Source organism: Mycobacteroides chelonae (genome assembly GCF_016767715.1).
In the GTDB taxonomy this organism is placed as follows: domain Bacteria; phylum Actinomycetota; class Actinomycetes; order Mycobacteriales; family Mycobacteriaceae; genus Mycobacterium; species Mycobacterium gwanakae.
In genome coordinates, this window is sequence record NZ_CP050145.1 from 259,232 (window position 1) to 278,587 (window position 19,356).

Sequence of the window (19,356 nt, forward strand, 5' to 3'; positions counted from 1 at the left end):
ATCGACTAGCCGCCGCCGAGGACTCGCCGCTTCTCGGCCTCGAACTCGGCTTCGGTAAGCGCTCCGGAATCTCTCAGGGCAGCAAGGGATTTAAGTTGTTCGATGCGCACACCGTCGTCACTGGGTTCATAGGAGGATGTGGGCTGCGGATTGTTCAGCGGTGATGGTGGCGAGGAACGGGTGGAACGCACTCTCGTCAGCACGTAGGCGATCCAGCCGAGCGCTGCCACTCCGAGTAATCCGGCGAAGCCCCAGGTGAGCGCCCAATAGGGACTGCCGTGCCCGAAGGCCAGGCGCGGGCTGACGAACCCGCTCACGTCACCGTCGACCTGCACGTTGTAGATACCGGCGGCGGGGATCTGCGCGACCCACACCCGCCGACGGGCATCGCCGTTCACCGTCGTCGAGCTTCCGATGCTCTCGCGCACCTGGGGTTCGGCCACCCCGGGCGGCGGAAAGAGCGACATGCCGAGCTCGGGGACGAGTAGCCCGTTGTCGCCGGACACCCAGGAGTGAAAGCTGACAGTCACCTCACCGGCGGGCAATTCCAGCTGGGTATTGCCCGGGATCTTCACCTCGCCGTAGGCGTCGAACTTGTCGAACACGAAAACGTTGAGGATGAGGGTGGCGATGACGCCGATGACCCCACCGATGGTCATCGTGGTCAGTGCCAGTACCGAGGTCCGGCGCATGCTCATGTGCCGAAGTCTGTCACGTGCCGCGTCAACCGCCCTAGCATCGGACAGATGGACTTCGCCCCCTCCGCCCGTGCCGCCGAACTGACCTCCGCCGTCCGCGAGTTCATCGACGGGGAGATCATGCCGGTGGAACGTACGGTGCTGGCCCACCACGACGCGCTGCTGGGTGCGCGCGCCGGCACGACGGCCGAGCTGTGGGAGGTCCCAGCGGAGCTGGACAGTTTGAAGGTGAAGGCGCGCAACGCGGGGTTGTGGAACCTCTTCCTGCCGGATCCGGAGTTAGGCGGCGGCCTGTCCAATTCCGAGTACGCGCCGCTGGCCGAGCAGATGGGACGGTCGCTGTTCGCCCCCACCGTGTTCAATTGCAACGCACCGGATTCGGGAAATATGGAGGTGCTGCACCGGTACGGCAGCCAGGAGCAGAAGGAGGTCTGGCTCGAACCGCTCCTGGAGGGCGATATCCGGTCCGCGTTTTGTATGACGGAGCCCGACGTGGCTTCCTCTGATGCCACGAACATGGCGGCCACGGCCATCGTCGACGGTGACGAGGTGGTGATCAACGGCCGCAAGTGGTGGAGCACCGGTGTCGGTCATCCCGACTGCAAGGTGATCATCTTCATGGGGTTGACCGACCCGGACGCGCATCGATACGCGCGCCACTCGATGGTGCTCGTCCCGATGGACACTCCGGGCGTCACCGTCGAACGGATGCTGCCGACGATGGGGTTCTACGACGAGCCGGGTGGACACGGCGTGGTGTCGTTCGACGACGTACGGCTGCCCGTCGATGCCTTCATCGCGGGACCGGGCAAGGGATTCGAGATCGCCCAGGGGCGGTTGGGGCCGGGCCGTGTGCACCACGCGATGCGCCTGATCGGCCTGGCCGAGGTGGCCCTCGAGCATGCGTGCCGACGGGGACTGGACCGCACCGCGTTCGGAAAACCGTTGGTGAACCTGGGCGGAAACCGGGAGCGCATCGCCGACGCTCGCATTGCCATCAACCAGACCCGGCTGCTGGTGCTGCATGCTGCCTGGCTGCTGGACACCGTGGGCATCATGGGCGCGCTGTCGGCGGTATCCGAAATCAAGGTGGCCGCACCGAACATGGCTCAGCAGGTCATCGATATGGCTATCCAAATCCACGGTGGTGGAGGACTTTCCAACGATTTCCCGTTGGCGGCCGCGTGGGTCAACGCCCGCGCACTGCGGCTGGCCGACGGTCCCGACGAGGTGCATCGCGGTGTCGTGGCCCGGATCGAGCTGGCGAAATACGCTACCGACGGACAGTGAGCGCGTAACGCATCCCGCGGTGCAGGCTCGCCCCCACCAGAAGCCCCAGCGCGATCGAGAAGATCGCCATGCAGGTATCGAGCAGTGCGGTGAGGTTCGCATGTCCGGTGGCCGCGACCTCGCTGACGTTCACGAAGCTCAACGCGCCGGGAACCAGGCACCAGAAGGCGGCCAGTAGCAACACGATTGCCGAAGGCGCCCCCTTGAAGCGTGCCGCGAACAAGGCGAAGGGAACGACAGCGACCGCTCCGATGAAGCCCGTCATGGCAGGTGCCAGAAAGAGACCGCCGAGGCGCTGTCCCAGCATGGCGACCCCGATCGCCAGCACCAACCAGATCAGTGATCCGCGGGGCGCGGACTTGTACAGGTAAAACCCCACCGCTATAACAGGTACGGCCAGGGCGATCGTCCAGCTGCCCAGCGGCGGTCCCAGCGGCGAGGGCTCAGGCGGTCCAGCGACTTTCACGCCGATCACCACCCCGAATGCCAGCAGCATCAGCTGCGCGATGCCGTACACGATGCGCGTGGACCCGGCCATCAGCTGGGTGCTTGTCAGCTCCAGCGCCCCGATGGTGAGGGTCACCCCGGGCAGCACGGCGATCAGGGCGGGCGCCAACACGCGGGCAAGCCCCTCGCTGGGCACGTTCGCCACGATGAACGTGCTGATGACCGTCACCACGAAGGCGGCGACGGCGGGCATGGTGGCGGCGAGGGTGGGCATGGGGTTGGTGGCCAGCATCAGGACGCCGACGATCAGGCCCAGCACCAGATAGGCGGGCAGAGCCGAGGAGGTCGGTGCTAGGGCAAGCCCGAAGCCGAGGGTCAAGATGGTGTGTCCGATGACGGTGACGACCGTCCCGAAACGTGGTTTCAAACAGCGGATCTCGTAGATTCGGGCGATCGCGTCGGCCGGGGCGATCGCCCCGGCGACGGCCATGTCGGCGATGGTGTCGATGTGGCCGGCCTGGTCCAACTGTGCTGTGCTGCGGGTGGATTCCTCCACTTCGAGCTGGCCGGTGACGCCGTCGATCTGGATGATCAGCACCGTCGGCAAGACGACGGCGCGCAGCTCTTTGTCGGTGTACTGCGGTGCGATGTCATGCAACTTGGCCAACACCAGGTTGGTGGGCTGACCAACTTCCAGCATCGCGATACCGAGCATGCGCAGCATCGTCACGACTTCGGCGTCGTCGAAATGCCTGGCGTCAGCCAGGGGTACGGGCTTGTCCTTGAGAGCCTTCCGGACAAGTGTCTGTACCCGTCCACGCCCGGTCAGCGCCGTCATGCGCCGAACTGTAGTCGGGTGTCAGGCCTTGAGGTTCTTCTTCGCCGCGCGCCGCAGCTGGATGATTCGCACGCCACCGACCAGTGCGGTGAGCGCTGCTCCGGTGATGGCCGCGAACAACACCGTGATGCCCAGGGGCATCTGGATCTCCCACGCGAGGAAGTGGGTGGTCGTGTCCGTCAGGTTCTGCAGAATGAACACCAGCAGCAGAATCAGGATCAGCAGGCCAAGGATGACGCCGGTCCAGGTCGCCGCCGCGCGGGTCCGCTTGACCGCATTTTCCTTCTTGACGGCCTTCGCGGGGGGCAGGGGCGCCTGCTCGCCGACGGGGACATCGATGGAGGTGTCGGCAACCGGAGAGTCCGGAGTCGTACCGGGGTCACTGGTCATATGTCCATCATTTGCTACATAGGCGGTTATTGCAAGCGCCCACGGTCGGCTTTTCGCGGAAAATGCCCCGCGGATACCGCGAAAAGCCGCCGCTTGGCGCAGGTCAGGCGCGGATAGTTCCTTGGCCCGCGATCAACGGCAAATCCAGCGGTGTCAGGAAGCCCGGTTTAGCGCCGATGACCGCTGGTATCGCGTTGATGGCCCGCATCCCGGTGGCGAGGCAGCCGCCGATCGCGCCGTCGCCGGTGCCTTCGTCGCGGAACACCGTCTCCTGGGTGATGTTCGGACTACCCTTGATCTCGATGCGGTAGGCGTCGTTGTCGACGGACTGTGCGCGCGGCCAATGCGGTGCGGTGTCATTGGTGATCCGGTTGACGTGCTCGATGACGATCTTCGGCTTACCGCCCACCCACCCACGGATCTCGAATCGCACCGCGGCACAGTGGCCTGCCTCGATGATGCCGGTGTTGGGTTCCGCGCCGTAGGCGATCTCGGTTGGCGTCGCCCATTTTTCGTAGACGGTATCGATCTTGTCGAGTTTGACTCCGACGGCGTCGGCGATCATCGGAATGGTGTGGCCCCACGCGAGGATCAGCACCTCGGGGATTTCCAGCACCGCCGGTTGGTCCATGGGCGCGCCCAGTCCCATCGGCATGCTGAAATCGCCGTTGTAGTACTGGTAGTCGAGGAGTTCCTGTACCAGAACAGAATCCACCCGTCCGCCCACGCCCAGCAGGGTCATGGGGAACAGATCGTTGGCGAAGCCGGGGTCGATGCCGGTGGTGAAACAGGAAGTCTGGCCGTCCTCGCAGGCCTGTTTGATGTCGGCGAGCATCTCGGGTGGGCACACCTGCGGGTACACCCATGGTGTCATCGCGGTGGAGACGATGTTGTGCCCGCTGCGCAGTGCCCGGGACATGTTGTCGATGTTCTCCAGCGCGTACTGCGCCGTCGGCCCGAAGTACGCGACCGTGCCCTCGGTGCCCAGCGCGGCATCGATGTCGGTGGTGGCGGCCAATCCGGTCGGATGGCTACCGACCAGTGTTCCGACGTCCACACCGTCCTTGGCCGGATCGTGCACCAGTACGGCAGCCAGCTCGAATACCGGATGGTCCAATAGCTCGCGGATCACCAGCTTGCCGACAACCCCTGTGCCCCAAACGATGACGGGATACTTATCACTCATGCGAAAAACTCTCCTGCGTTGACGAACAAGGTCTGCCCGGTCACCATCCGGGCCCGGTCGGATGCGAAGAACACCACCGCATCGGCGACGTCTTCATCGGCGGGCATCTCGCCCAACGGGAATTTGGCCGTCAGCTCGGCCAGTACTTCCTCTTGCGTGATGCCGCGCTGCTGGGCGACCAGGCCGATGTACAGCTGAATCGGCGGGCCATACATCCACGTCGGCACCACCATGTTGAGACGAATCTTGTGTGGCCCCAGCTCCTTCGCGAGCTGATACATGGCGTTCTGCAACGCTCCCTTGGATGTCGCATACGCGGACTGGGGTAGCTGCGGATGGAACGCCGACTGTGATCCGATGAAGACCACCGATCCGCCGTTCTTCTTCAGCTGCGGGACGGCCACCTGAATGAGTTGAAGCGTGCCCACGACATTCGTGCTGAGCATCGCCTGCCACTGGGACAGATCCGCGCCCTCGATGCCGCCGAACACGTCCTCTTTTGCGGCGACATTGACCAGTGCGTCTACCGTGCCGTACCGCTCGACGGCGGTGTCGATAAGGCCCTGGCACGCGGACGCGTCGGTGATGTCGGTGACCGCCCAGGCAGCGGTGCTGCCCGAATCATCGAGTTCGGCGGAGAGTTTTTCGAGGTTTTCCTGGGTTCGCGCGCCGAGCACCACATTTGCGCCGTCCTGGTGCGCCTTGAGCGCGACCTCCCGCCCCAATCCGGTACCTACGCCGGATATCACCACCGTTTTTCCGGAAAGAAGTCCTGTCATCGGCTGCCTTTCTCTCTGTGACCCACGCCACCAACCTTCTTAATACGTAACATGGTGTACCGTTATTTGCAATGACTACTGACGAGTTACCTGCGGGCAGGGGGCGCCGCCGCAGTTCCGATATCGACACCAAGGCGCTTGCTGCCGCGCGTGAGCTCCTGGTGGAGCAGGGGTGGGATGCCACCACCATGGTTGCGATCGCCGAGCGGGCCAGCGTGGGCAAGCCCGCGCTGTACCGGCGGTGGCCCTCCCGTGCGCACCTGGTCTTCGAGGCGGTGTTCGGTTGGACCGCACCCACCCGGGAGATGAGCGCCGCGGCAGGAGTGGGCGACTGGGTTCGCCAATCCTGCTCGTACACAGCGGAACTCTTCGAGCGACCCGATGTCATCGCGGCCGCCCCCGCCCTTCTCGGCCAGATGCGTACCGACCCCGAGCTGGGGCAGGCGCTGTGGGCAAGCTTCGGCGAGACGGGTGCCGAATTGCTGTCGCAGGTGATGCGTGCACAGCGTCCGGACGTTGGTCAGCAGGAGGCCCACGACCGGGCCAACGCCACCATGTTGATGATCATCGGAGCGAATGTCCTCGCGCGCCAGCTGCTACCCGACGACCAGGCGGAGGCGGTTATTAAATATTTGCCAGAGCTCCTGGCGGGCTCGGCCGAAGGACCCGCCGCGACGGCGTCGCCGGGTTAGCCACCGGAATCTTCCTGACGCTAAAGCCGGGCATGACGGCGGTTGCCCGGTTACTGTCGGAGGATGCGCAGGGCCGCACGACTCTTCGCTGCCGTCATGGCAGCGGTTGTCTTCAGTGGCTGTGGCAGCGCCAATCCTCTGGGCGGAGGCCCGCTTTCGGGTGACCTCAACACCCTGATCGTCGGCTCGGCCGACTTCCCCGAATCTAAGACCGTGGCCGAGCTGTATGCACAGATATTGCAGACCAATGGTTTTGACATCACCAGGCAGCTGGGCATCGGTAGCCGCGAGACCTACATCCCGGCGGTTAAGGACCATTCGATCGACCTGATCGCCGATTACACCGGAAATCTGCTGCGCTACTTCGATCCGGATGCCACCGCCACCAAGCCCGATGATGTCGAGCTGGCGCTGCTGCGCAAGCTCGATGGCGATCTGGACATTCTGTCCCCATCACCGGCCTCGGACGCCGACACGCTGTGCGTCACCAGAGCCACCGCCGACCGATGGAACCTGCACTCCATCGCCGACCTCGCCGCGCACTCGGAGGAGGTAACAGTCGGCGCACCTTCGGAGTTCCTGCACCGCAGTGTCGGGTTGGCCGGCCTCAAGGCCAATTACGGCCTGGATGTTCCGGAATCGCGATTCGTGGCCATCAGCGATGGTGGCGGACCGGCGACGGTGCGGGCGCTGTTGGACGGAACGATCACGGCGGCCAACATATTCAGCACCTCGCCGGCCATCGCCGAGCATGATCTGGTGGTGCTCGAGGACCCCAAGTTCACCTTCCCGGCGGGCAATCTGGTGCCGTTGGTCAACGCGCAGAAGAAATCCGAGAAACTGAAGAAGGTGCTCGACGCACTCTCCGCGCGTTTGACGACGGAGGACCTCACCAGGCTCAATGCGGAAGTCTCCGGTAACAACGGTGTCGACCCCAAGGAAGCTGCGCAGAAGTGGTTGACGGACAAAGGTTTCGACAAACCGATAGGGAACTGATCGCGTGATCACCTTTGAGAACGTCACCAAGAAGTACCCCGATGGGACCACCGCTGTCGATGATCTCACCATGCACGTCGACGAGGGTTCGTTCACGGTGTTCGTGGGGCCGTCGGGCTGCGGCAAGACCACCTCGATGCGGATGATCAACCGGATGACCGACCCGACGTCCGGGGTACTGACTGTCGACGGGGCAGATGTCCGCACCGTGGATCCAGTCAAACTGCGGTTGGGCATCGGCTATGTCATTCAGAACGCGGGCCTGATGCCGCACCAGCGCGTCGTCGACAATGTGGCGACGGTGCCGGTGTTGCGCGGCGAATCCCGGCGTGCCGCACGCAAGGCAGCTCTTGATGTTCTGGAAAGGGTGGGGCTCGATCCCAAATTGGCCAGCCGGTACCCGGCGCAGCTCTCGGGAGGTCAACAACAACGTGTCGGTGTGGCGCGTGCGCTCGCGGCCGATCCGCCGATCCTGTTGATGGATGAGCCGTTCAGCGCCGTCGACCCGAATGTGCGCGATGACCTGCAGGCCGAGATGCAGCGCCTGCAGGCCGAACTCAACAAGACCATCGTCTTCGTGACGCACGATATCGACGAGGCCGTCAAGCTCGGGGACAAGGTGGCGGTTTTCGGGCCGGGCGGCGTGCTGCAGCAGTATGACGAGCCCGAACGGGTGTTATCTAATCCGGCAAGCGATTTCGTCGCCGGCTTCATCGGCCGCGACCGGGGCTATCGGGGACTGCAGTTTCGTGATGCGGGCGATCTGCCGCTGTACGAGATCAGGCAGATCTTCGAATCCGAGGTCCACGACCTCATCCTCGCGCCGCGCAGCTGGGTGCTTGTCTGCAATCCCGATGGCACACCATTCGGCTGGATGGACGACGCCGGGGCGGAGGTCTACCGGTCGGGAAAGTCGTTATACGACAGTGTGATCGCCGGAGGATCATTATTCGGCCCGGACGGGACATTGCGGCAGGCTCTCGATGCCGCACTGTCCTCGCCATCGGGGCTGGGTGTGGCCACCGATGAGGACGGCCGCGTTCGCGGGGGCGTCCGCGGGGATGACGTCCTCATCGCGCTGGATCGGCAACGCCGTACCGGGCAGCGGTGAGATGCGTTATCTCTTTACCCATCTCGGCGACGCCTGGCAGCTCTCGCTGATCCACGTGCGGCTGTCACTGGTCCCCATCCTCATCGGGTTGGCCATCGCGATTCCTTGTGGCGCACTGATTCACCGGCACCGGACCGCGCGGCGGATCACCACGGTGATAGCCAGCATTGTGTTCACCATTCCCTCACTGGCGTTGTTCGTGGCGTTGCCGCTCATCATTCCCACCCGGATCCTCGACGAGGCCAACGTGATGGTGGCGCTAACGCTCTACACCACGGCGCTGCTCATTCGGGCCGTGCCCGAGGCGCTCGACGCTATCGCTCCCCAGGTGCGCGACGCGGCCACCGCAGTGGGATACCGCCCGCTGGCACGCCTCGTCCGCGTCGAACTCCCGCTATCCATACCGGTGCTGGTGGCAGGCCTGAGAGTCGTTGCCGTCACGAATATCTCGATGGTCTCGGTGGGCTCGGTGATCGGCATCGGTGGACTGGGCACCTGGTTCACCGAGGGTTACCAGGCCAACAAGAGCAGCCAGATCATCGCTGGAATCGTCGCGATCTTCCTGCTGGCCGTCATCGTGGATTCACTCCTGGTTGTTCTCGGCCGCGCTGCCACGCCGTGGATCAGAGCGGCGAAAGTCGTGGGTGCACGATGAACTTTCTCTCCGATGCGCTCGGCTACATATTCACCGCATCCAATTGGACGGGCCACAGCGGGCTGGGTGTGCGGATCGGTGAGCACCTGCAGTACACCGCGATCGCCGTGCTGGCCGCGGTCATCATCGCGGTGCCGATAGGTCTAATCATCGGGCACACGGGCCGTGGCACCTTTCTGGTGGTCAGCGCGGTCAATGCGCTGCGCGCACTGCCGACACTGGGCGTGCTGCTGTTGGGTGTGCTGCTGTGGGGCCTGGGTTTGGTGCCGCCCACCGTCGCGCTACTCCTGCTCGGGGTGCCGCCGCTGCTGGCGGGAACCTATTCCGGCATCGCGAACGTGGACCGCACGGTGGTGCAGGCCGCGCGGGCCATGGGGATGACGGAACGTCAGGTGCTCTTCGGTGTCGAGTTACCCAACGCATTACCGCTGATTCTGTCGGGCTTGCGGACGGCGACCTTGCAGATCGTCGCGACGGCGACCGTAGCCGCCTATGCCAGCCTCGGCGGACTAGGCCGGTACCTCATCGACGGCATCAAGGTGCGGCAGTTCCACTTGGCATTGGTCGGCGCCCTTTTGGTGACCGCGCTGGCGCTGCTGCTGGATGCGTTCCTTGCCTTGGCGGTGTGGCTGTCAGCTCCGGGCACCGGGCGGCTGCGATGGGCTCCGCGTGATCTCGGCGGTGACTCAGGGGCGGGGGACAGCGGCGTAGAGGGGCGGGTCGAACCACGTCGGCAGGCCGCGACACAACCGTGACGGCCCGCTGAAGGCCACCTCACCGGAGCGCAACACATCCGACCACGCGGAGTCGCCGCGCCACACTCGAGTCAGGCTGCGGAGCTGAGCCGTCACGCCGATGTTCGCGTCAAAGCCCGGGTCGGCATCGCAAAGGTCGGCGCCTTCGGGCGTGATGATGAGCCACCAGTGCCGCTTGTCGGCGGTGACGTCGCCGAAGCGGAAATGCAGCACGGTGCGGCCCTCGGGAACCGCGCTGCCGATGACGTGACGGCGCATATCCCAGAGCAGCAACTTGGGGTCTAGATCCTCGTCCCCGATCTCACCGATCCACCGGATCCCCCACTGGCTCAACATCTCGACGACGGGGCGCAGCTCACGGCCGGCGTCCGTGGGTACGTAGCGGTTGTCGTGACGTTCGGCGATCCCGGCGCGCACCAGCCGGGCCAGCCTCTTGTACAGCAGAGACGGGGACATGCGGGGCACTCCGCGCCGAATATCATTGAAATGCTCACTGCCGAGCAGTAATTCACGCACGATCAGCAGAGTCCAGCGCTCGTCGAGCAGCTCCATCGCCTTGGCGACTGGGCAGAACTGGTAATACGACGCACCCATGGATGAACGGTAGGCCGCCGACGTCACGGTGACCAGCCCCAGTACAGATCTTGTACTAGCCCAGGTGCGGCGATCTGCCTAGCGTCTATATGTATGAACACAGAAACAGCCCAAAGAGTTTCACTGTGGGCCCTGGGCAACTACGCCGCAGTGGCTTCTGAGGTGATTGCACCGCTGGGGCCGGTCCTCGTCGAGGAGTCCGGCGTCGTCCCCGGCGCCCGAGTATTGGATGTTGCGGCCGGATCCGGGAATGCGGCAATCCCCGCCGCGGGTATCGGCGCGAAGGTGGTGGCCTCCGACCTGACTCCCGAGCTGCTGGAGGTGGGGCGTGCCGTGGCGGCGCGGGCCGGTGCAGAAATCGATTGGCGGGTCGCGGACGCTCAGGCGCTCCCGTTTGGTGACGACGAGTTCGATGTCGTGATGTCCTGCGTCGGGGTGATGTTCGCTCCGCGGCATCAGGACAGCGCCGATGAACTGATCCGCGTCTGCCGGCCGGGCGGAACCATCGGTCTGATCAACTGGACACCGCAGGGATTCATCGGCCAGATGTTCGCGACCATGAAGCCGTTCGCGGCTCCCGCGGCGCCCGGTGCACAACCTCCGCCCTTGTGGGGAGACCCGGCTCATGTGCGAGCACTGCTGGCGGACAGGGTCACCGAGGTCACGGTGGAGCCGCGGACGTTGGTGGTGGACCGATTCGCCACCGCCGAGGAGTTCCGCGACTTCTTCAAGGCTTGTTACGGGCCGACGATCGCCGTCTATGCCGGTATCGCCGGTGATGCGGACAAGACCACCCAACTCGACGATGCGCTTGTCGAACTGGCGCGACGGCATGATCGCGGCGACGGGCGGCTGTCGATGGACTGGGAGTACCTGCTGTACGTCGCGCACACGAGGAAGTGATTCGGAGGCGCCAAGGGCTCACGAGGGATCAATTTGCGCGGTCGCCTACGGTAGACGGGTGAGTAACCCCAGCCCGATGGACCCGGCGACTGGGCCCGCCGTGCTGACCTGGCGTGCCCACGACGCGTCGCGCATGGAATCCACCCGCGTTCAACTATCGGGTCGACGCATCCGCGCACACGGCCGTTTTGTGGCCGGTGCATCCGAGGCGCACCCCGCGTTCAGTGCCTCGTACGACCTGGTGACCGACGAGACGGGATCCACCAATCGGTTGTCCCTGTCGACCACCGTGGCCGAACGGGAGCGGCAGCTGTCGATCGCCCGGGACGAAGAAGGCATGTGGACCGTGCAGAACCACGAGGGCGCGACACGCTCGGCCTTCGACGGCGCATTGGACGTCGACGTGGTGTTCAGCCCCTTCTTCAACGCGCTTCCGATCCGTCGCACCGGCCTCTACCAGCAAGAAGGCAGCACAGTGCTGCCGGTTGTGTACGTGACCCTGCCTGATCTGGTCGTCAGCCCCGCCACCATCAGCTACCGCAACGACGGTAAGGGCATCAAGGTGGTCTCGCCGGTCGCAGACACCACGGTCACCGTCGATGACGAGGGGTTCCTGCTGGAATACCCCGGGCTTGCCGTCCGGATTTAGGGGACGACCCGCAGCACGCCGCCCTGCCGTCCGGCTTCGGTGAGCCGCTCGCGCCAGTCGGCGTCGGTTCGGCTGACGCCGCTAATGTCGAACCGCGTGTGCGCCTCGTAGCGTTGCCGCGCGGCGTAGCCGGCCTCCACCAGCAGCTCGACCGAATTCTCCGCGTTCAGGGTGTTCCACGTCGCCGCCAGCAGCGCCATGGCCTCCTCCAGGGCCGGGAGCACGCCGTGTGGATTCGATTCGCACATGGCGCGCACCAGTGACGGATCGGTGGCAGCGACTCGCGTGCCGTCCCGGAAGGATCCGGCGGCCAGTGAGTAGGCCAGCGGCACCCCGTCGGCGGTGACGGCCAGGGCTTCGGCGAGCAGGTGCGGCAGGTGTGAGATGGCGGCGGCGGCGGCATCGTGCTCATCTGAGCGGGCCGGAACCACCACGGACCCGCAATCCAGGGCCAGCCGAGTCACCTGTGCGAACACCTGCGGATCGACGTCGTCGTCAACACTGACGACCCATGTCGCGTCGCGGAAAAGCTTGGCGTCCCCGGCGCCCCAGCCCGACTCTGTTGTGCCCGCCATGGGATGGCCACCGACGAATCGCTGTGCCAAACCATGCTCGGATACCTGTTGCAGTACAGCGGATTTCACGCTGGTGACATCAGTGAGCGGACATTCCGGGGCCAGTTCCGCGATACGGGTCAGCAGCGCGGACAGGGCCGGGACCGGCACCGCGAGCACGATGAGTGCCTGGGCGTTGCGCGCGCGCCGCAGCGCCAGGTCCAGGTCGGTGGTGGCATCGAAACCGGCCGCCCGCGCGGCCTCGGTGCCCTCGGTGGAGCGGTTGTACCCCCAGACGTGGCGCCCTGCGGCGGTGGCCGCGCGGACCAGGGATCCGCCGATGAGTCCGAGGCCAAGTACGCAGATCGGGGGGCGTTGGTGGTCGTGTTCGGCGGCGTTCACCACACCAGGTTGGCATACGTGACCAAGTTGTTTGTGGTCACAACCCAGGTTGGGGCATTACCGTATTGCCCATGGACGCACAACGTGCCAAGGCCGCAGGGCCCAGCGCCGAAAGCCTGGAGGGTTTCGGCGTGGCCGTCGTTCGTGAAGAGGGCCGCTGGCGAGTGACATCGTTGAAGGCTGGGGCGCTTACCGATTTGGCGGCGGCGGAAACCGAGTTACGTGAATTGCGCAGCGCTGGTGCGGTGTTCGGCTTGCTGGATGTTGACGAGGAATTCTTCATCATCATCCGCCCGGCGCCTTCGGGAACGCACCTGCTGATTTCGGACGCCACGGCGGCGGTTGACTATGACATCGCCGTCGAGGTGTTAGAGCGGCTGAATATTCCTGTCCCGGAGCTCGATTCCGATGAGCTGGACGAGGTTGACCCGTGGGAGGAAGGCGATTTGGGCCTGCTCTCCGATATCGGGCTGCCCGAGCCGGTGCTCAGTGTGATTCTCAGCGAGACCGATCTCTACCCCGATGAGCAGCTCGGCATGATCGCCGCGCGTATGGGCTTTGCCGATGAGTTCGGTGCGGTGCTCGACAAGCTGGATCGGTGACGTTTCCAGACGACGAGGCGCTGATTCGCGCCGCATTGGTAGCCGCCGCGCAAGCCGGTGCCGAGGATGTGCCGATCGGTGCGGTGATTTACGCCGCAGACGGGACCGAATTGGCGCGCGCCGCCAATGCTCGTGAACGCCTGGGTGATCCGACGGCACATGCCGAGGTTCTCGCCCTGCGTGAGGCCGCCGCGAAACATGGCGACGGCTGGCGGCTGGAGGGCGCGACCCTGGCGGTGACCGTCGAACCGTGCACCATGTGCGCGGGGGCGTTGGTGCTGGCGCGTGTCGGCCGGGTGGTGTTCGGGGCGTGGGAGCCCAAGACCGGGGCCGTGGGATCGCTGTGGGATGTGGTGCGTGACCGGCGCCAGGCCCACCGGCCTGAGGTGCGTGGCGGCGTGCTTGCCGAGGAATGCGCGGCCCTGCTGGAGAACTTCTTCGCGGCTAAAAGGTAAGTGGCCCGCCCGGCGCGGTGAGTGGTCGGGGTCGCGCGCCGGACGGGCCGATTCGGGAGGCTTACCGGTGCCAGTCGTTGCCGGGGCCGCGGTCAGGGCCGCGATCGGGTCCACGGTCAGGTCCGCGGTTGTCACCGGGGCCGGGGCCGTTGTTGCGCCAGCGACCGTCGTCACCGCGCCAGTCGCCGGGACGGTCGCGGTCCAGGATGCCGTCGGCGTGGCATTCTCCCCAGTTCATGTTGAAGCCCCAGATCGGGTTCCAGAACTCGCCGGGGCACCAGTGGTACGTGGGCGCCGGAAGCTCTGGAGCCGGAGCGGCATTGGCGGTGGCGGCGAGGCCGAGCCCGCCGGCGGCTATGGCAGCGGAAGCGGCGATTCCAACGAGAATTTTCATAAGGAAAGCAAAGCATTCTTTGCTGGCAATCAACGTGCGCTATGCGTACAGTGAGCTGTAAATCTGCTGTCAGTCAAGATATTTCGTATGGATCTTATTTCCCACCCATTGCGTTGTGGCGGTGCAAGGCAAACAACCCCACCCACTGGAGCGAGTCCGGCGGGCGGGGTTGCTTCTCGATGAAGGTGGGCTAGGGCCTCCAGTCGCGATCGTGGCCATGCCCCCAGTCGCCGCGGTCATGGTCATGCCAGTCACCACGATCGCCGCGCCAGTCGCGGTCGTGCCAGTCTCCGTCGCGGTCGCGATGCCAGTCGTCGTGGCATTCGCCGAATTCCCAGTTGAATCCCCAGATCGGATTCCAGAACTCGCCCGGGCACCAGTGGTAGTTGGGGGCGGGGAGTGCCGGTGCCGCGTCGGCCGTCGCCGCGAGGCCGAGCGTGCTCGCGGCGATGGCCGCGGATGCTGCGATTCCTACAAGAATTTTCATTGGTCAGGGCCTTCCCATCGTGATGGTGTCGATCTCCTCGTGCCGGTCTCGCTGATGGCCCGGCGGCGTCCGCCCGCCCCGAGAGGCGGATGTCGCGATGCCAACGAGAACCTGCACAAGCAAGATGGAAGGCCACTTTCCTTGGAGCCACGCCGCTGATTTCGTACAGCACGCTGGGAGTTTCCTGCCAGCCATGCGACTTCACGCATATGGATGGCGCGTTGCTAACGCCGCCGGGTGATAACGCGATATGGCGCTTTCGCTTGCGGCTGCAGCCGCGCCTGTCGCCGGTGGCCGGGTCAACCGATTGGGGGATCGGGCCGGCCTGCCTGTAGTCTCTTCGGCGGTGGCGTGTCCGAGCGGCCTAAGGAGCACGCCTCGAAAGCGTGTGACGGGTAACCCCCGTCCGAGGGTTCAAATCCCTCCGCCACCGCCATTACCCCCTGACTGTTACTGCAGTTCAGGGGGTATTTTTATGTGCGATTGCTGTCGGTCAGCGCATGTCCCAAGTGCTGCCGTAGGTGGTGACGCTGTCCCCTGCCGCGCTGATGAGCCGTGCAAAGGGGCGTAGCAGCACGCCCCCGGCAGCGCCGGTGACGGTTCCGTGCGCGTTGCTGACGGCTACGGCGCCCTTCGCGCCTTTGATAGCTACAGAAAACGTTGTGACTTCCTGTATCCCGGGACCGTTGCCGAGATCGACATTGATCCCGGCGCTGGGCAGCAAATTGGTGGTCTGTACGTAGGAGTCTTCAGCGCCGGTCTTGACGTTGGCCAGATTCGGCACGCCGCCGGTAGCGGCGGCATTGGCCAACTCCCCGGCCAGAGAGGGGCCGGCGACAAACGGATTGGGCACCCCATACAGCGCCGATACATTGGGCGTCGTGTAATTGAAATTGAGGCCAACCCCGAGTGACCACGGATAGCCCACCTGGTAGCCCAACTCCAGCGTGCCCTCAAAATCGGCGGCGCCGGGTCCGCTCACGTCGTAGGCGGCCCGCCCGGAATGAAACCACTCCCGTGTTAATCGATTGCGGTCCAACGGAAATACACCGTTGAGAAAGGTGTCCCATTGTTGAATGCGCAACGACCGGCCCTTGCCGTCAATCACGTTGAGCTCATCGTCGAGGCCGGCATGGGCTACGCCCAGTGATGGGCTCGTGGCAAGCAAAACCAACATCGCCAATACTGGCATCAACGGCTTTGGGGCCCTCCTTAGGGCAGTGAAAACCACACGCACAGTGCACTCCTTGCACATTCCCCGACCGGTTTAAACACATCGCAAGAACATGCCGCCTTTGCCACGCCGATGCCCGCGAAGCTCACCACAGCGAATTTGGGCACGCAACCGCTATCGCGCCGATGTGTGGTCCAAAATCTCGATCGGAACTCGTTGCTGTGTCACGTGGGGCCCTCTGCCTGCGATATCACTGCATGGCGTAACGGGACGGCTAGTGCGGCTTCATAGCATTCACAAAGATTGGAAGTGTCGTCTGGCATCGCCCAGTGCACAGTGGATCTGCTCGACTTGACAGAGTCGATCGGAAGCTGATGTGGGATCGTCAGTGCGGCAAGGGTATCCGCGCATTCCAAGAACTAGTCGCGCATTCCAAGAACAGTGTCACGCGAACTCGTATCAACGAGGTCCTCGGGATCAGACCCCTCCGGCACCGGCGTCGTCTGCGGCGGGTATCCGGTAGCGATTCGCCAGGCACTCTTCGAGTACGTATGCGGATCGCGCCGTGCTCTCCGACACGATGCGCATCAGCACCCTCTCGGACTGGTCGTGGACATCCACCCCATCGAGACACGTGGTGAGGGTGGTCCCGCCGTCCTCGGCAGTCAGACGGTGGCTGATGGTCCAGCAGGCGGGATTTCCCTCACGCACCGCGCCCACGAATTTAACGGCCAACAGCTCACCCGGATTCGCGGCGACGACCGTGCAATCACCCGTCCCTAGTAGTCGGGTGCCGATGATCGCGGGGTGGGTGACGCGGTACTCACAACCGACCTCGGGCCGGAACCCGTTGGTCTGTAGCGACCACAGATCAGGATCGATCATCACACGCCAGACCTGCGGCGGTGCGTAGGCGAAAGATCGCTCCAACAAGATCATTTCGGCGCCCTCACTTGGGCAGCTTAGACACCGTCAGACCTGGGGCCAGCCGAGGCCCAGTGCGATCTGCAGACCGACAGCGATCGCCATGCTGCCCAAGCAGATCCGATGGTCGCGATAGATGAGTCGGGCGAGGCGACTTTGGACCTCCGATGTGTCGGTGTTCTGCGCCAACCGTCGTGCATTGCCGAAGGTGCGCCCCGTGGCGATTCCGATGGCAGTCAAGGCAGCGGCCAACGACAGCCAGCAGGGCCCGCCAGCGGTCCGGCCCTGCGCGATCTCCACGACGATTGCCGCGACGGTCGCGAGCATTGCGACGCTGACCAGTGCACCCATAGGTGACGCGTCGGTGGTCACGCGACGGTAGTAGGCGCGGATGGAGACGAGCACTGAATCCGGTAATGCCGGCTCGCGATGGCTGCGTACCTGCACGTCGAACATCAGGTCAAACCACAGCACCGCGAGGAGAAATGCGCCACCGGCGGCGGCGATTGCGGGCAACCGTGTTCAGTCGCGGCGCAACGTGAAGAAGTACGGCTGGTCCATGTCCCGTAGGTCCATGATGCCCAGCAGTGTGTCGTCATCCACCTTCCGGAAATGGTCGATGATCGCCTTGTGGTCGTAGACCATGGCCGCGCTGACGGCGCCACGGAACTCGATATTGCGCAGCCGGGCGCGGTGCTTATTGGTCCGGATCAGCGGCTTGAGCGCCGACAATGCGGTCGGTGACGTCCGCTTCACCATGGGGGACTCGGTCAGCCCGCTGATCCGGCCCGCAAGCCCCATCGGCGCCAGCATCGGATCGACCGCGAAGATATCGCCGCCACCATCGCTGAACAGCAGCGGATGCACATGGTCCACATCGTCGAACTGCTTGCCGTACCACCCCGACACCGTCAGGATGCCGTCCATCGAATGCCCGGTGGGCACCTCGCCGCCGTGCCAGCGCTGGCCGACCAGCCCCTCTGATCGCACGGGCTCCAGGTTGTCGAAGAAGACCAGGGCTTCCTGGGTAGTGGTGCCCTGCTCCAGCGCGTGCAGATCCGACGTCGATGTCATGACCCGAGCCTACGACTGCGATAAGCCGCATGGGCGAAGAGCCGAAAGCTGGGAGGCCGACACGCCCAAGGCAAAATAGCCTCCGATGACTGACCAGTACTTCTCCATCGACGCCACCCTGCCGGGAACCGCGGGCCGGGCCGGGGTGATCAACACCCCGCACGGGGACATCCAAACTCCGGCCTTCATCGCCGTCGGAACCAAGGCCACCGTCAAGGCCGTCCTGCCCGAGACCATGGCCGCTCTCGGTGCTCAGGCCGTGCTCGCCAACGCCTACCACCTGTACCTACAGCCCGGCCCCGACATCGTGGACGAGGCCGGAGGGCTCGGTGCATTCATGAACTGGCCGGGCCCTACGTTCACCGACAGCGGCGGGTTTCAGGTGCTCTCCCTCGGCTCGGGGGCACGCAAGGTGATGGCGATGGAGGTCGACCGGGCCCGCGCCGACAATCACGTCGTTGCCGGTAAGGACAAGCTTGCCCACGTCGACGATGAGGGTGTCACCTTCACGTCACACCTGGACGGGTCGACGCACCGGTTCACTCCGGAGGTGTCCATGCAGATCCAGCATCAGCTGGGTGCCGACATCATGTTCGCCTTCGACGAGCTCACCACGTTGATCAACACCCGTGAGTATCAAGAGAATTCGGTACAGCGCACCCACGAGTGGGCGCAGCGGTGCCTCGACGAGCACGAGAAGCTGACGCGCGAGCGGGCCGACAAGCCCTATCAGGCGTTGTTCGGCGTGGTGCAGGGCGCACAGTACGAAGATTTGCGGCGTCAGGCCGCACGCGGATTGGAATCGCTTGTCAGCGAGGAAGGTCGGGGCTTCGATGGCTACGGGATCGGTGGCGCGCTGGAAAAACAGAACCTCGGCACCATCGTCGGATGGGTGACATCCGAACTGCCCGAAGATAAACCGCGCCACCTCCTCGGGATCAGCGAGCCCGATGACCTGTTCGCGGCCGTGGCCGCCGGTGCGGACACCTTCGACTGTGTGTCCCCGTCCCGGGTCGCGCGCAATGCCGCCGTCTACACCCGCGACGGCCGGGTGAACATCACCGGATCCAGGTACCGCCGGGACTTCACCCCGATCGACGCCGAGTGCGACTGCTACACCTGCGCGCATTACACCCGGGCCTACATGCACCACCTGTTCAAGGCCAAGGAGATCCTGGCATCCACCTTGGCCACCATCCACAACGAACGATTCACCATCGGGCTGGTAGACCGCATTCGCGACAGCATCGTGGACGGCCGCTTCGAGGAGCTGCGCGAAGAGACCCTGGGGCGCTACTACCGCTGAA

At 64.7% G+C, this 19,356-nt stretch carries 24 protein-coding genes and 1 tRNA gene; 12 read left to right on the plus strand and 13 right to left on the minus strand.

All coding sequences use genetic code 11. From position 1 onward, the window contains the following. Positions 1-5: 5 nt before the first annotated feature. Positions 6-698: an SHOCT domain-containing protein gene (locus HBA99_RS01250; RefSeq protein ID WP_030096064.1), complete on the minus strand. Its 693-nt coding sequence runs from the start codon at positions 696-698 to the stop codon at positions 6-8. Positions 699-746: 48 nt separating this feature from the next. Here HBA99_RS01250 and HBA99_RS01255 point away from each other — a divergent pair, with 48 nt between their 5' ends. Further along, a complete protein-coding gene (locus tag HBA99_RS01255; protein ID WP_030096063.1) occupies positions 747-1,988 on the plus strand; it encodes an acyl-CoA dehydrogenase family protein in 1,242 nt (413 codons plus the stop codon). Here HBA99_RS01255 and HBA99_RS01260 read toward each other — a convergent pair. From HBA99_RS01260 to HBA99_RS01275, 4 genes are all read right to left on the minus strand, one after another. After that, complete coding sequence (locus HBA99_RS01260) at positions 1,972-3,273, minus strand: threonine/serine exporter family protein (protein WP_030096062.1); 1,302 nt, start codon at positions 3,271-3,273, stop codon at positions 1,972-1,974. The two genes, HBA99_RS01255 and HBA99_RS01260, sit on opposite strands and share 17 nt — an antisense overlap. Before the next feature lie 21 nt (positions 3,274-3,294). After that, complete coding sequence (locus tag HBA99_RS01265; protein WP_030096061.1) at positions 3,295-3,663, minus strand: LapA family protein; 369 nt, start codon at positions 3,661-3,663, stop codon at positions 3,295-3,297. A 103-nt stretch (positions 3,664-3,766) separates the two neighbouring features. Continuing rightward, positions 3,767-4,849, minus strand: coding sequence for an NAD(P)H-dependent amine dehydrogenase family protein (locus tag HBA99_RS01270; protein ID WP_030096060.1), 1,083 nt, complete (start codon positions 4,847-4,849; stop codon positions 3,767-3,769). Continuing rightward, the gene (locus HBA99_RS01275) at positions 4,846-5,628 is read right to left on the minus strand and encodes an SDR family oxidoreductase (RefSeq protein WP_070950301.1); all 783 of its coding nucleotides are present in this window, start codon (positions 5,626-5,628) and stop codon (positions 4,846-4,848) included. The genes HBA99_RS01270 and HBA99_RS01275 overlap by 4 nt, the downstream gene beginning before the upstream one ends. A gap of 71 nt (positions 5,629-5,699) precedes the next feature. Here HBA99_RS01275 and HBA99_RS01280 point away from each other — a divergent pair, with 71 nt between their 5' ends. The 5 genes from HBA99_RS01280 (at position 5,700) to HBA99_RS01300 (ending at position 9,837) form a co-directional block, all read left to right on the plus strand. Next, positions 5,700-6,320, plus strand: coding sequence for a TetR/AcrR family transcriptional regulator (locus tag HBA99_RS01280; RefSeq protein WP_070951675.1), 621 nt, complete (start codon positions 5,700-5,702; stop codon positions 6,318-6,320). A gap of 63 nt (positions 6,321-6,383) precedes the next feature. Next, positions 6,384-7,316 carry an ABC transporter substrate-binding protein gene (locus tag HBA99_RS01285; protein ID WP_070923277.1) on the plus strand — a complete coding sequence of 311 codons (933 nt, stop codon included), beginning with the start codon at positions 6,384-6,386 and terminating at the stop codon, positions 7,314-7,316. A gap of 4 nt (positions 7,317-7,320) precedes the next feature. Next, on the plus strand, positions 7,321-8,427 hold the full coding sequence (locus HBA99_RS01290) for an ABC transporter ATP-binding protein (protein ID WP_070951674.1): 1,107 nt from the start codon (positions 7,321-7,323) through the stop codon (positions 8,425-8,427). 1 nt (position 8,428) lies between these two features. Continuing rightward, the gene (locus tag HBA99_RS01295; RefSeq protein WP_070952360.1) at positions 8,429-9,082 is read left to right on the plus strand and encodes an ABC transporter permease; all 654 of its coding nucleotides are present in this window, start codon (positions 8,429-8,431) and stop codon (positions 9,080-9,082) included. After that, a complete protein-coding gene (locus HBA99_RS01300) occupies positions 9,079-9,837 on the plus strand; it encodes an ABC transporter permease (RefSeq protein ID WP_044104900.1) in 759 nt (252 codons plus the stop codon). The genes HBA99_RS01295 and HBA99_RS01300 overlap by 4 nt, the downstream gene beginning before the upstream one ends. Here HBA99_RS01300 and HBA99_RS01305 read toward each other — a convergent pair. Then, complete coding sequence (locus HBA99_RS01305) at positions 9,769-10,431, minus strand: winged helix-turn-helix transcriptional regulator (RefSeq protein WP_070951673.1); 663 nt, start codon at positions 10,429-10,431, stop codon at positions 9,769-9,771. The genes HBA99_RS01300 and HBA99_RS01305 overlap by 69 nt on opposite strands. Before the next feature lie 93 nt (positions 10,432-10,524). Between HBA99_RS01305 and HBA99_RS01310 the strand changes: the two genes are divergently transcribed. Beyond that, positions 10,525-11,334 (plus strand): class I SAM-dependent methyltransferase, encoded by an 810-nt coding sequence (locus tag HBA99_RS01310; RefSeq protein WP_030096052.1) that lies wholly within the window; start codon positions 10,525-10,527, stop codon positions 11,332-11,334. A 100-nt stretch (positions 11,335-11,434) separates the two neighbouring features. Beyond that, a complete protein-coding gene (locus HBA99_RS01315) occupies positions 11,435-11,983 on the plus strand; it encodes a putative glycolipid-binding domain-containing protein (protein WP_030096051.1) in 549 nt (182 codons plus the stop codon). On the opposite strand, the gene HBA99_RS01320 is transcribed toward HBA99_RS01315, so the two are convergent. Then, positions 11,980-12,939 (minus strand): prephenate dehydrogenase, encoded by a 960-nt coding sequence (locus HBA99_RS01320; protein WP_070923392.1) that lies wholly within the window; start codon positions 12,937-12,939, stop codon positions 11,980-11,982. The two genes, HBA99_RS01315 and HBA99_RS01320, sit on opposite strands and share 4 nt — an antisense overlap. A gap of 71 nt (positions 12,940-13,010) precedes the next feature. Between HBA99_RS01320 and HBA99_RS01325 the strand changes: the two genes are divergently transcribed. After that, on the plus strand, positions 13,011-13,541 hold the full coding sequence (locus HBA99_RS01325) for a tRNA adenosine deaminase-associated protein (protein WP_030096049.1): 531 nt from the start codon (positions 13,011-13,013) through the stop codon (positions 13,539-13,541). Next, on the plus strand, positions 13,538-13,996 hold the full coding sequence (locus HBA99_RS01330; RefSeq protein ID WP_030096048.1) for a nucleoside deaminase: 459 nt from the start codon (positions 13,538-13,540) through the stop codon (positions 13,994-13,996). Before HBA99_RS01325 ends, HBA99_RS01330 begins: the two co-directional genes overlap by 4 nt. Before the next feature lie 61 nt (positions 13,997-14,057). Here the strand turns inward: HBA99_RS01330 and HBA99_RS01335 are convergent, their stop codons facing one another. Both HBA99_RS01335 and HBA99_RS01340 read right to left on the minus strand, forming a co-directional pair. After that, entirely contained in the window at positions 14,058-14,390 is a 333-nt protein-coding gene (locus HBA99_RS01335) for an Mtp family mycobacterial-type pilin (protein WP_030096047.1), read from the minus strand. A gap of 190 nt (positions 14,391-14,580) precedes the next feature. Then, complete coding sequence (locus HBA99_RS01340; RefSeq protein ID WP_070951672.1) at positions 14,581-14,877, minus strand: Mtp family mycobacterial-type pilin; 297 nt, start codon at positions 14,875-14,877, stop codon at positions 14,581-14,583. A 345-nt stretch (positions 14,878-15,222) separates the two neighbouring features. Between HBA99_RS01340 and HBA99_RS01345 the strand changes: the two genes are divergently transcribed. Beyond that, a tRNA-Ser gene (locus tag HBA99_RS01345) sits at positions 15,223-15,313 on the plus strand. A 57-nt stretch (positions 15,314-15,370) separates the two neighbouring features. Here HBA99_RS01345 and HBA99_RS01350 read toward each other — a convergent pair. The 4 genes from HBA99_RS01350 to HBA99_RS01365 form a co-directional block, all read right to left on the minus strand. Then, positions 15,371-16,069, minus strand: coding sequence for an MspA family porin (locus HBA99_RS01350; protein ID WP_109494188.1), 699 nt, complete (start codon positions 16,067-16,069; stop codon positions 15,371-15,373). Between the two features lie 459 nt (positions 16,070-16,528). After that, positions 16,529-16,990, minus strand: coding sequence for an SRPBCC family protein (locus HBA99_RS24730; RefSeq protein WP_234795793.1), 462 nt, complete (start codon positions 16,988-16,990; stop codon positions 16,529-16,531). A gap of 33 nt (positions 16,991-17,023) precedes the next feature. Next, positions 17,024-17,491: a hypothetical protein gene (locus HBA99_RS01360; protein WP_057969754.1), complete on the minus strand. Its 468-nt coding sequence runs from the start codon at positions 17,489-17,491 to the stop codon at positions 17,024-17,026. Positions 17,492-17,497: 6 nt separating this feature from the next. Continuing rightward, the gene (locus tag HBA99_RS01365) at positions 17,498-18,049 is read right to left on the minus strand and encodes a DUF4334 domain-containing protein (protein ID WP_070951671.1); all 552 of its coding nucleotides are present in this window, start codon (positions 18,047-18,049) and stop codon (positions 17,498-17,500) included. Between the two features lie 85 nt (positions 18,050-18,134). Here HBA99_RS01365 and tgt point away from each other — a divergent pair, with 85 nt between their 5' ends. Continuing rightward, complete coding sequence (gene tgt / locus HBA99_RS01370; RefSeq protein ID WP_070951670.1) at positions 18,135-19,355, plus strand: tRNA guanosine(34) transglycosylase Tgt; 1,221 nt, start codon at positions 18,135-18,137, stop codon at positions 19,353-19,355. Position 19,356 lies beyond the last annotated feature (1 nt).

Excerpts from the sequence above, each read along its gene's own strand:
- HBA99_RS01250 (WP_030096064.1), bottom strand. The coding sequence starts at position 698 with ATGAGCATGCGCCGGACCTCGGTACTGGCACTGACCACGATGACCATC.
- HBA99_RS01255 (WP_030096063.1), top strand. The coding sequence starts at position 747 with ATGGACTTCGCCCCCTCCGCCCGTGCCGCCGAACTGACCTCCGCCGTC.
- HBA99_RS01260 (WP_030096062.1), bottom strand. The coding sequence starts at position 3,273 with ATGACGGCGCTGACCGGGCGTGGACGGGTACAGACACTTGTCCGGAAG.
- HBA99_RS01265 (WP_030096061.1), bottom strand. The coding sequence starts at position 3,663 with ATGACCAGTGACCCCGGTACGACTCCGGACTCTCCGGTTGCCGACACC.
- HBA99_RS01270 (WP_030096060.1), bottom strand. The coding sequence starts at position 4,849 with ATGAGTGATAAGTATCCCGTCATCGTTTGGGGCACAGGGGTTGTCGGC.
- HBA99_RS01275 (WP_070950301.1), bottom strand. The coding sequence starts at position 5,628 with ATGACAGGACTTCTTTCCGGAAAAACGGTGGTGATATCCGGCGTAGGT.
- HBA99_RS01280 (WP_070951675.1), top strand. The coding sequence starts at position 5,700 with ATGACTACTGACGAGTTACCTGCGGGCAGGGGGCGCCGCCGCAGTTCC.
- HBA99_RS01285 (WP_070923277.1), top strand. The coding sequence starts at position 6,384 with ATGCGCAGGGCCGCACGACTCTTCGCTGCCGTCATGGCAGCGGTTGTC.
- HBA99_RS01295 (WP_070952360.1), top strand. The coding sequence starts at position 8,429 with ATGCGTTATCTCTTTACCCATCTCGGCGACGCCTGGCAGCTCTCGCTG.
- HBA99_RS01300 (WP_044104900.1), top strand. The coding sequence starts at position 9,079 with ATGAACTTTCTCTCCGATGCGCTCGGCTACATATTCACCGCATCCAAT.
- HBA99_RS01305 (WP_070951673.1), bottom strand. The coding sequence starts at position 10,431 with ATGGGTGCGTCGTATTACCAGTTCTGCCCAGTCGCCAAGGCGATGGAG.
- HBA99_RS01310 (WP_030096052.1), top strand. The coding sequence starts at position 10,525 with ATGAACACAGAAACAGCCCAAAGAGTTTCACTGTGGGCCCTGGGCAAC.
- HBA99_RS01325 (WP_030096049.1), top strand. The coding sequence starts at position 13,011 with ATGGACGCACAACGTGCCAAGGCCGCAGGGCCCAGCGCCGAAAGCCTG.
- HBA99_RS01335 (WP_030096047.1), bottom strand. The coding sequence starts at position 14,390 with ATGAAAATTCTCGTTGGAATCGCCGCTTCCGCTGCCATAGCCGCCGGC.
- HBA99_RS01340 (WP_070951672.1), bottom strand. The coding sequence starts at position 14,877 with ATGAAAATTCTTGTAGGAATCGCAGCATCCGCGGCCATCGCCGCGAGC.
- HBA99_RS01350 (WP_109494188.1), bottom strand. The coding sequence starts at position 16,069 with ATGCCAGTATTGGCGATGTTGGTTTTGCTTGCCACGAGCCCATCACTG.
- HBA99_RS24730 (WP_234795793.1), bottom strand. The coding sequence starts at position 16,990 with ATGATCTTGTTGGAGCGATCTTTCGCCTACGCACCGCCGCAGGTCTGG.
- HBA99_RS01365 (WP_070951671.1), bottom strand. The coding sequence starts at position 18,049 with ATGACATCGACGTCGGATCTGCACGCGCTGGAGCAGGGCACCACTACC.
- tgt (WP_070951670.1), top strand. The coding sequence starts at position 18,135 with ATGACTGACCAGTACTTCTCCATCGACGCCACCCTGCCGGGAACCGCG.